Below are 10,000 nucleotides of genomic sequence, written 5' to 3' on the forward strand. Positions count from 1 at the left end.
CTTTTCACGCCGGAGAAATCAACGCCTCAACGGATTTTGAAGCGGCACTAGCTAAGGTTGATGTGGTGATACATACCGCAGCCAGAGTACATATGATGGATGAACAATCGGCCGATCCACTGGACGAGTTTCGTCAGGTCAATACCTTTGGCACCCTGAAGCTGGCCACCCAGGCAGCCAAAGCCGGCGTCAAACGTTTTATTTTTATCAGCTCAGTTAAAGTGAATGGCGAGCGCTCAGACTACAAAATGTTCCGGCATGATGATCAACCCGCACCGGAAGATGCTTACAGCCAGTCCAAGGCTGAAGCTGAAGCTGGCTTACAACAGCTGGCAAAAGATACCGGTTTAGAAGTGGTTATTATCAGACCACCTTTGGTTTATGGTCCGGGAGTAAAAGCCAACTTTGCCTCCATACTGAAACTGGCGCAAAAGAATTTGCCACTGCCATTCGGCGCCATTCATAACAAACGTAGTATGGTGGCTTTGGATAATCTGACTGATTTGATCATCACCTGTATCTCCCACCCTGCTGCTGCAGATCAAATTTTTATGGTCAGTGATGACAGAGATTTGTCCACGACTGAACTGCTGCAGATGCTGACAGAAGCAGCAGGCAAAAAACCACGATTATTGGCTGTGCCGCAAAATTATCTGATCGCTATAGCCACCTTGTTTGGCAAAAAAACTATAGCAAACAGACTCTGTGGTTCTTTGCAGGTGGATATCAGCCACACCAGAAAAGTTTTAGGCTGGACACCGCCTTTAAGTGTTGAAGAAGGCATTAAGCGCTGTTTTGTGCCAGATGTTGCATAAGTCGCCATTTACTTTTACAGATAATATTTCACTGCGCCAAGCCTTAAGAACTGCCAGTGACTGAGGATTAAACCTTGTTAAGATTTTTTGATGTACTGTTTTCGTTGTGCGGTTTTGTTGTTGCTTCGCCCCTGCTGCTGCTGTTGCTACTGATTGGTTACTTTGATACAGGTTCACCATTATTTTTACAAACCCGTGTGGGCCGCCATAAAAAAGCTTTTACGCTGGTAAAATTCAGAACCATGAAAAAAGATACGGCCTCCGTTGCCAGTCATCTGGTGAATGCCAATGCCATTACACCTTTTGGTAGTTTTCTGAGAAAAACCAAACTGGACGAATTGCCCCAGCTGTGGAATGTGCTCAAAGGCGAAATGAGTCTGGTGGGACCCAGACCTTGCTTGTTTAATCAGGAAGAGCTGATTGCAGAGCGCGAGCTAAGGCAGATTTTTGCGCATCGCCCTGGTATTACAGGCCTGGCTCAGGTAAATGAAATCGACATGTCAACGCCTGTGTTACTGGCGGAAACAGACAAACAAATGCTGGAAGAGCTGACTTTGAAACACTACTTTACCTATATACTGCAAACAGCAACAGGTAAAGGTGCCGGAGATAGAGTTAAAAGATAAGCCTCAAAAAAGCGGCATTCCTTAGATGCCGCTCTGCGTTTTTACAAAACTACTTGTTCAAATATTATCTCAAAAATGCATATTACTTCAGACGCTCAGCCAGCTCCTGCATACCTTGGCCTGACAGAAACAGTTCGGCAGCGGCTTCAGCACCATAAATACTGATATGCCCTCCATCGGCGCTGTAAGGGATTTTTTCGCTGGTGCTATCCCCTATAAACAACTGTTGCCTGCTGATCATCACAACATTACTGAACTGGGCTGCGAGCTGTTCTAATTGCTGATGCGCCTGCACAGCACTTTCATCAGCAGTGGTAGCTACAGTGCTGATATCAAAGGGACGGTGTAGAAATACAGATCGAACATAAAGTGCATTCACATTTTTATCGTATCGTTTTGGGCTTGGCATGATGACAACCTGCTTCACTTCTGAAGCTAACCATTTGATCAGCTCTTTTACAGCATCCATGTCGTTTTCGTTAAATACCGTTGCCCAATCGCCACCTAACACCACCAAATCATAGTCTTTTGCATGTGTTTTCAGAAAGGCTCTGTTCATCAAACATTGCTGATAGGCTGAACTGGATTTTGGTCCGGAAAAACCTTCACCGGAGGAAGGAAAACACCAGTTAGTTGTGACTGAGTTCACTTCGAGGGCAAGAAGATCTGCCACTTTATGCCAAAAAGGTTCGTATTGACCTGCAAAGGAATCACCAAAAAGTAATGCCTTTTTGTCAGCGCCTTCGCGACCTATGAGGCACTGCTGGCCTTTTTCTCCAACTTCTAATGATGACAAAGTATCCACGGAGTAAAAACACCAGCCGTTGTCGATACGGGGAAAGCTGGTAATTTCGGGGGCCAACACATTTTCATAACGTGATGTGTAGCCGTTTGTTAAATGTCCGCCAATACCAAACAACATAATCAACGCTGAGCCCAGTAGTGCCATTGAAAATATAGCGGTTCGGCCGATACGTTGTTTATTTCTGAACGGCTGTTCAACAAAACGCCAGCTGATATAGGCCATAGCAAATGTTAACAAGACCAGAGACAGGGTATGAAACGCATTTAGTTCGCCATCAAACCTTTGCTTTAACAGGGCAAAAATCGGCTGGTGCCATAAATAAGCACTGTAACTGACTAAACCTATGGCAACCAGTAGCTTGCTGCCGAGCACTTTCCCTATATGAGTATCAGCTGTACAAAACAGAATAATCAGGCAGGTGCCAACCACAGGCATCAAGGTATAAAAACTTGGAAAAGGTGTGTGTTTATCAAAGCTAAACAAGCTGATAGCAATCAAAACAACACCGAGGTAACAAAGTAGCTGCCTGAACTTAAGCCCTAATTCGGCTCCTGCGCTTTTATACATAAAAAAGGCAGTCAAGGACCCAAAAGCCAGCTCCCACCAGCGAAATGGCAGCAGATAAAACGCTGCTGAAGGAGCATTAGAACTGGCCCAGTGCGCAAGTAAAAGACTGGCAACAGCAAAAATAGTAAGCACTGTGACACAAGCCTTCAGACCAAAACGCCATAGTACTATCAAAAGCAGCGGCAGAATGACGTAAAACTGCTCTTCTACCGCCAGACTCCAGGTGTGCAACATCGGCTTAAGTTCTGTTGCCACGTCAAAATAACCACTCTCTTTCCAGAACAGCAGGTTTGATGAGAACACTGAAATAGCAGAATAACTTTGCGCAAAATCAAGCATATCTGCAGGTATTAACCAAAACCAGGCAAAAGGAATTGAAACAAGCATAACCAGAAAGAGTGCCGGAAGTATTCTTCTGGCACGACGCTCATAAAAGGTAAGAATGGAGAACTTATCTGAATTAATTTCGTTGATTAAAATGGAGGTGATCAAATAACCGCTGATCACAAAAAATATATCGACACCAACAAAGCCACCGCTAAAAAGCGAAAAACCCGCATGAAAAAAAATAACCGGAATGACGGCTAAGGCTCTTAAACCGTCCACTTCTCTTCTGTATATCATTTGAGACTCCAATCCCAGGAACATTCCATTCCATTACATTGCATTCAGAACAGGTTTAGAAAACAGCCGCCTGTTCCGAACACATTACCGCTTTACTTTACAAGCTCACTGTACAATTGGTGATAATTGATTGCCGCTTTTTGCATAGAATATTCAGAGTGAACTCTGTTACTGGCAAGTGCACCTAAAGCTTGCCTAGCAGCGCTATCCATATCGAATAAATGAGCTAACGCGTCACGGAGCGAATTGACATTAGCGTCACACAAAATAACTGTGTCTGCAGCCAGCAAAGCTGCATCTCCAACCTTGGTCGCAATACAGCTCAACCCAACCGCCATAGCTTCGGCTAAAGCGTTTGGGAAGCCCTCAGTTCTAGATGGCATTACAAAAGCGTCAAAAGCAGACAACCAAGCAGAGACATTCGACTGCTCCCCCGCGAGAATAATACGATCCGTTAACCCTGCCAGCTCAATTTTGGATTTAAGTTCCTGATTATTAGCATCACAATAACGACCGACCAGTATTAATTTCCACTCTGCTGTTTTATGCTGCGCTAAAGCTTCAATAAGAATGTCTTGACCTTTATCCTGGTGGTAACGACCGACTGCTCCTAAAACGAGTTCAGAAGATAATCCCAGTCTACTTCGGATTGAATCCCGCTCTTCAGCATTAAATTGCAGACTCTCAAAATTATAGCCGTTAGGTATAGCAATTAGTTTCTGTAGGTTATAGCCATAAGCGATATGTTTAACTTTGGCAGCTGCAGCGACACAAGTAATACGATCCGGAACAAAGGATGATAAACAAGCACAACATTTCATCACAAAGTAAGTAAATTTGTTCCCAGCCGGAACTTCGGTACACCGTATCGACCATATCAAAGGAATGCGAGGCATTGCCAGTTTGACGAGAGCGGTAAGCAAATCTGCATGATACATCCAGCTTTGTACCAGATCAGGCTTAATCCGGAGCAACTCTTGCCTTAACAACCAACAAGCTCGAAACATGTCAAGGCCACTCTTCATCCCCAAAGCAACGATGTTAACTCCCGCTGATTTAAACGCATCAGTTAAAGAGCCTTCAGTAGTAAGGCTTATAACTGTCACTTTGTCATAACGTTTAAGCTGCTCTTTACATAACCTAAGCAAAAACAGCTCAGCTCCACTTGGTTCTAATCCAATAATTACATGTACTAAATTCATTCTTTAACCGCATTAGAGACTTTAGAAAGTACCGACAGCCATTTTTGATTGCAGGCTGCTAGACTGTATTCTTTCTCTGCCAACAAACGACCTCTTTGGCCACACTGATCCCGTAAGACCTCATCCTCAATCATTTGACAAAGTAATTCCGACCAACCAGACAGTTCATTCACACCTAATCCCACCTTGGATACAGATAAAATCTCTGAGTTCATTCCCACATCTGATACAACCACTGGGACACGGCATGCCATATATAACAGCATTTTGTAACTACATTTACCTCTGGTCCATTCATTGTCTGCGAGCGGCATCAGACCAATAGACATATCCTGAATCGTCTCGACTTCGTTGTCAGGAGTCCATTGAGTAAAAGTCCATTGTTCTGGTTCTAGCAATTTAAATTCCGGTCTCTTATCTGAAACAATAGATAATTTCCAGTCTGTTTTTTTATCGAGCACTTTCTTCAGCTCTGCTTCAATAGCATAAAGATAATCAAAACCGCTGGAACTTCCTGACCACCCCATATATAAGAATGCAGGCTTAACAACCGAAGGTTTGAACCTGTTGGTGTCCACGGCAGTCGGGATCACCGAAATATTTTTGCTGTATTGGCTGAAATACTTGGCCAAAAACTGGTTTCCACAGACAATATGACTTGCTTGTAAGGCCAATGCTTTAGCTGCCTTTCCATTTCTGTACATAAAAATAGCGTCATCCACGTCGAGGACAACAGGTGCTTTAATGCAAGCCTCCACAGTGTATAACGTCGAAATAAGTTCCCGCTGAATAACCACGACGTCTGCTGAATTAATTACCTTTATCTGACGAACTCTGTGAACTAATTCACCGACAAGCCAAAACAAACGCTTCAGCAAGCCAACGGGCGGATAAGCTGATACTTTTGCATTTAGCTGTTCAAAAACATAACCGGCTTGCTGCCAGCCGCCGGCATATTGAGAAATACGAAATCTGGTACTTGGTATATTTTTACCTTGGGTAAGAGCAATTATCTTTTTCATCAGGCGATTCCGTGCTCTCTGTTTTTAAGGGCGTAATAGTAGTTTGACAGGACAATAATCAGTGGGAAAATAAAGACAAACCTCAAGGCAACAAACAATGGATATCCAAGGTCGGATAAAATCACAAAAATAAACAGCAGAATAGCAACAGTTTTTAGTTTCAAATTACTATAGAAAAAGCCAAAAACTAAAATAAGAACCAGCAGATAGCCTAAGAATCCAGCCCTAAGTACATATTCAGATAACAGGTTATCACCAAAAGCTAAGCTAGGATGATCTGTGAACCCCACCCCTACAAAAGGTGAATTGAATACATATTCATAGCTTCCGGCTAATCGGCTATCCAGCGTAAATCGTGCAAGCAGACCGTTATTCTTGCTTGACGCTACCGTAATAAAGCTATCCCATGCAAAAGACAACACGGTAGTAATTACGTCAATGTTAATACTGACTAAGGCAACTAATACAATTAAACTAATTAACCAGCCCCAGACTCCGAATGCCTTAAACATAGAGAACAAATAAATCAGTAACATAACAACAAATAAAATAAAGCCAGTGTTGGAGAGCAATAAGACCAAAAACACAGAAAATGAAATACTGGCAAGAAAAAGTGAATATCGAATAGCTTTAGAGTCAGCGATTCGCGCAAAAATGAACAAAATTAATGCAATAAGAAAATATGCAAAACCTGCCACAGAATGCGTTGCAAACATCAACACAGGTTTTTTGGCCCAGTTCATCATAAAATCAAAAAGGTCAGGAAACATCTGATAATAGGATTCCTGAAATGCAATAAAAGGTTTAAAGTCGAAAACTACTAAAAAACAAGAGATAAGTAAGATAATAATCAAGAATATGACGACTCTGCGTTGAGCTTTGGTAAAAACAACAGACTTTATATTGATTGAACACACTGATAAAAAAGTTACATAAGGTACCACTGCTCCCAATGTTATTTGGCTAAATGGAGAGAGTATTGTCATTACCGCAAGCAACAACATAAAGGCAAGAGATATAGCAAATAATGTGAGTGAAAGTCTCAAACTTCCGATCATAATACCAGCAAAAAACACTATCAAAGCAATCAGATTACCAATCAACGACAAATGAGGATTGATGACACCATTGATTGAAGTCGGGAAAAAAAGAGCGATCAGTAAAGGAATTATAATAAACCAACCTGAGAATTCGCTCTGAGTCTTAGTCGTATAGTGTACGCTAGTTGCGGTATCCACCATTCAGAACCCTCCGGTCTTTAAGATAAAAAACGCCCCCAATAATCAGCAGTGGCCATCGGATCGGATTCCATTCCGCAGTGCTCTTGCCCGCATGAAAACTAAAGCGGTAATAGTTAATTAAACTTTTCACCTTTTGCATAAAAGGTAACCCCATATGGGCCTGTTCTTCATACATTAAGCGCGTACCATTTGGACTTGCAACACGAATTTTAAGCATGGAGGCAGATAAACCATCTGGCAGCGGTTGAAAAACCCGCAAGGGTCGGTTAATAAACCTGGTTTTGTATTTTGTGGACAGTCTGTTCCAGACAATACTCTCTGGGATAAATTTTTCGCCTGGGAATTCAGGAAAAAGATGCTGCTGTAAATAACTGGTTCTGTTTATGCCCCAACGTTCAGCACTGCTGCGCAGCACCAATTGTTGCCATGCATCTGATACGTCTTCAATATCCGCAGAGTATTCTGGGCCTACAGCTTTACCATTTTCGTCCATACAACGGGCTGTGATAGTTGAAAATAATGCCTCTTCGCTTTCAGGTATAGCTTTGTACGCTTCGTAAAATATGGAAAAAGCGTCAGGTACGCACGAATCATCCGAATCAAAAACAAGGAACCACTGCCCTTTTGCGGAACTGATCCCTTTATTCATCGCAGTATGTTTACCACCATTTTCTTTACGGATGTAACGGATCGAAAAATCAGCCTGTGTAATCCATTGTTCAACCAGTTCAGAGGTATTATCTGCAGAACCATCATCGACAATAAGCCATTCAAAATTTTTGAAACTTTGTTGCAGCAGAGAGTTGAACACCAAATGCAAAGTATGGGCTCTGTTGTAGGTAGGAGTGAACACTGTCAGAAACGGACCTTTACTGGCCGAATGCAAATTATCTGGCAAAATAACGCTCCTTTAATAGCGTACGGCATTGGTAAAAATCGAAATACAACAACACTGAACCATAAACAACAACACCAGCAGCGGCTTTAACTAACATCGCGGCTGTAGAGTGATCAACGGAAATCACTGACACAACAGCAGCCATTAAAGCAGTACCAACCAAAATCTGGGCTAAGGATTTATAAGGTAGCCTTGGCATAAAAAATACTCTGCGGCCAAGTACTATACTCATCAAAAGCGCCACAGCAAAGCCAATACAGCTTGCATAAGCCGCACCAGAGAGGCCATAAAGTGGGATAAGTAGCATATTAGAAATAACCACACAGCATGCAGCTACTGCAACACAAACAAGCTGATAAAGCGTTGATTCAGCGATTTGAAAGGCGTAATCAAAATAATAAGACTTCACCACACTGAGCAGCAATGCCAGTGAAATAAAAGGAATAATAGCAGCAGCGCCTTCTCTGTATTCTTCGCCTAAAAACACAGCCGAAATTTCTGTTGCCAGCAAAGCGAACCCTACGCAAACAGGCAAAGCCAACGCTATAACCAGCTCACAGGTACTTTTAAGCTGCTGTTGCGCTCCCTCCACCCCATCAGCGGAATAACGAGCCATCACCAGCGGAAAAGCGGCCAGATGAACCACAATAAGCAAAGTACCTATCACATACTGAGTAAACTCATAAGCTGCTGAAAATATTCCAACGCTATGTGCACCAACGTAATGACTCAGAAACAGACGGCCCGATACATCGATAAAAAATATCATCAGGAAGGTTAAAGTCAGAGGAGCCCCATAACGAAACATTTGTTTTAACAGCGAAAGACGGACTTGTGATAAGCGTACTTTGCCCCACAGCGGCCATTGAAACAAAGTCGCAAGCAACAAGCTGATGATCAGCGCGATTAAAATACCTTCGACACCCAATCTCAGATAGACAGCACAGACGCCACCCATCAGCGCCAAACCACTTTTCACTGCTGAAGATATACCGTAACGCAGAGGATTGAGCGCAATATTATCCAGTCGAATACTCAAATCAAACCAGCCCTGTGAGGCGGCCAGCAAAGCCAGACAAGAAAAAACAATGGCAAAACCGGGAAACAGGTCAGGCAAAGGCAACAGCCAAAGCACAACACAAATAAAAATAGCCAGGCAAGCCCAGCCCCAAACTGCACTGGATAACCAGCGGATTTGTTCTTCCGCTTTCTGCTCGGGAATATATCTGCCCAAGGCCAGATTCAGCCATTGAAACAGTATGGCATTCATGCCCATAGCCACAGCTATGGTTAGCGAATAACGGCCGTAGTCTTCTGGGCTCAGTAGTCTTGTATACAAGACTATGGCCAGCATAGACGTAATAGCCGGAACAAATTTAGAAGCAAAATACAACAACGCATGTTTAGCAATCATAGCTAAAAAACTACACCAGTTTCGTCATGCAGTGCTCCAGCGCTTCAAGCCAATGCCTGTTGCTCAGACCATATTTATCTATAAAGCCTATTGAATTTAACACGCTGTAACAAGGCCGCTGTGCTGGTGTTGGATAGTCTTCAGTCCGTATTGGCTGCACGGCTACGGCCAAGCCCTTTAATTTACAGATATGCCAGGCAAAGTCATACCAGCTGGCGACTCCCTGATTACTAAAATGGTAAATTTCAGCCTCAGACAAGCTGTTATCCGCAAAATACAGCATCTTCAGAATGGCATCCGCTAGGTCACCGGCATAAGTAGGTGTACCTACCTGATCGGCCACAACTCGTAACTGCTGCCTTTCAGCGCCAAGACGTAGCATGGTCTTGACGAAATTATGGCCATATTCGCTATAGAGCCAACTGGTGCGGATAATGCCCCCTTTAACGCCTGATTGCAGCACGGCTTTTTCGCCCTCAGCTTTGGTCTGGCCATAGACTGATACCGGGTTAAGTTGGTCTGCAGGGCTATAGGGTCGGCAAGAAGTGCCATCAAACACATAGTCGGTGGAGATATGGATCAAAGGGATAGCATGCTCTTTACAGAGTTGCGCCAGTCTGGCCGGTAAAAGATGGTTAATCTCTGCGGCTAGCTGTGGTTCTTGTTCGGCTTTGTCCACGGCGGTATAGGCGGCAGCGTTAATCACAGCCACAGGTTCTAGGGCATCAAACAGGGACTGCAGAGCTTCAGCATCCTGCAGATCTAACAGATCGCGGCCAGGTGCAA

9 protein-coding genes are annotated in these 10,000 nt (G+C 43.4%); 2 read left to right on the forward strand and 7 right to left on the reverse strand.

Annotated elements, in window-relative coordinates; translation table 11 throughout:
• Together LDL40_RS05715 and LDL40_RS05720 are read left to right on the forward strand one after the other, a co-directional pair.
• The coding region (locus tag LDL40_RS05715) for a UDP-glucose 4-epimerase family protein (RefSeq protein ID WP_367304301.1) at positions 1–815 on the forward strand (815 nt) is incomplete at its 5' end.
• A gap of 74 nt (positions 816–889) precedes the next feature.
• Entirely contained in the window at positions 890–1,441 is a 552-nt protein-coding gene (locus tag LDL40_RS05720) for a sugar transferase (protein ID WP_300994226.1), read from the forward strand.
• A gap of 82 nt (positions 1,442–1,523) precedes the next feature.
• Here the strand turns inward: LDL40_RS05720 and LDL40_RS05725 are convergent, their stop codons facing one another.
• The 7 genes from LDL40_RS05725 to rfbD form a co-directional block, all read right to left on the reverse strand.
• A complete protein-coding gene (locus LDL40_RS05725; RefSeq protein ID WP_300994227.1) occupies positions 1,524–3,437 on the reverse strand; it encodes an acyltransferase family protein in 1,914 nt (637 codons plus the stop codon).
• A gap of 92 nt (positions 3,438–3,529) precedes the next feature.
• A complete protein-coding gene (locus tag LDL40_RS05730) occupies positions 3,530–4,639 on the reverse strand; it encodes a glycosyltransferase (RefSeq protein ID WP_300994228.1) in 1,110 nt (369 codons plus the stop codon).
• A complete protein-coding gene (locus tag LDL40_RS05735; protein WP_300994229.1) occupies positions 4,636–5,661 on the reverse strand; it encodes a glycosyltransferase family 4 protein in 1,026 nt (341 codons plus the stop codon). The genes LDL40_RS05730 and LDL40_RS05735 overlap by 4 nt, the downstream gene beginning before the upstream one ends.
• Positions 5,661–6,902 (reverse strand): hypothetical protein, encoded by a 1,242-nt coding sequence (locus LDL40_RS05740; protein ID WP_300994230.1) that lies wholly within the window; start codon positions 6,900–6,902, stop codon positions 5,661–5,663. Before LDL40_RS05740 ends, LDL40_RS05735 begins: the two co-directional genes overlap by 1 nt.
• Complete coding sequence (locus LDL40_RS05745) at positions 6,883–7,800, reverse strand: glycosyltransferase family 2 protein (protein WP_300994231.1); 918 nt, start codon at positions 7,798–7,800, stop codon at positions 6,883–6,885. The genes LDL40_RS05740 and LDL40_RS05745 overlap by 20 nt, the downstream gene beginning before the upstream one ends.
• Complete coding sequence (locus LDL40_RS05750) at positions 7,790–9,214, reverse strand: oligosaccharide flippase family protein (protein WP_300994232.1); 1,425 nt, start codon at positions 9,212–9,214, stop codon at positions 7,790–7,792. The genes LDL40_RS05745 and LDL40_RS05750 overlap by 11 nt, the downstream gene beginning before the upstream one ends.
• A 10-nt stretch (positions 9,215–9,224) precedes the next feature.
• Positions 9,225–10,000: dTDP-4-dehydrorhamnose reductase (gene rfbD, locus LDL40_RS05755; protein WP_300994233.1), on the reverse strand; the 776-nt coding region annotated here is incomplete at its 5' end.

It is taken from the genome of Rheinheimera sp. (genome assembly GCF_020217005.1).
Taxonomy (GTDB): domain Bacteria; phylum Pseudomonadota; class Gammaproteobacteria; order Enterobacterales; family Alteromonadaceae; genus Pararheinheimera.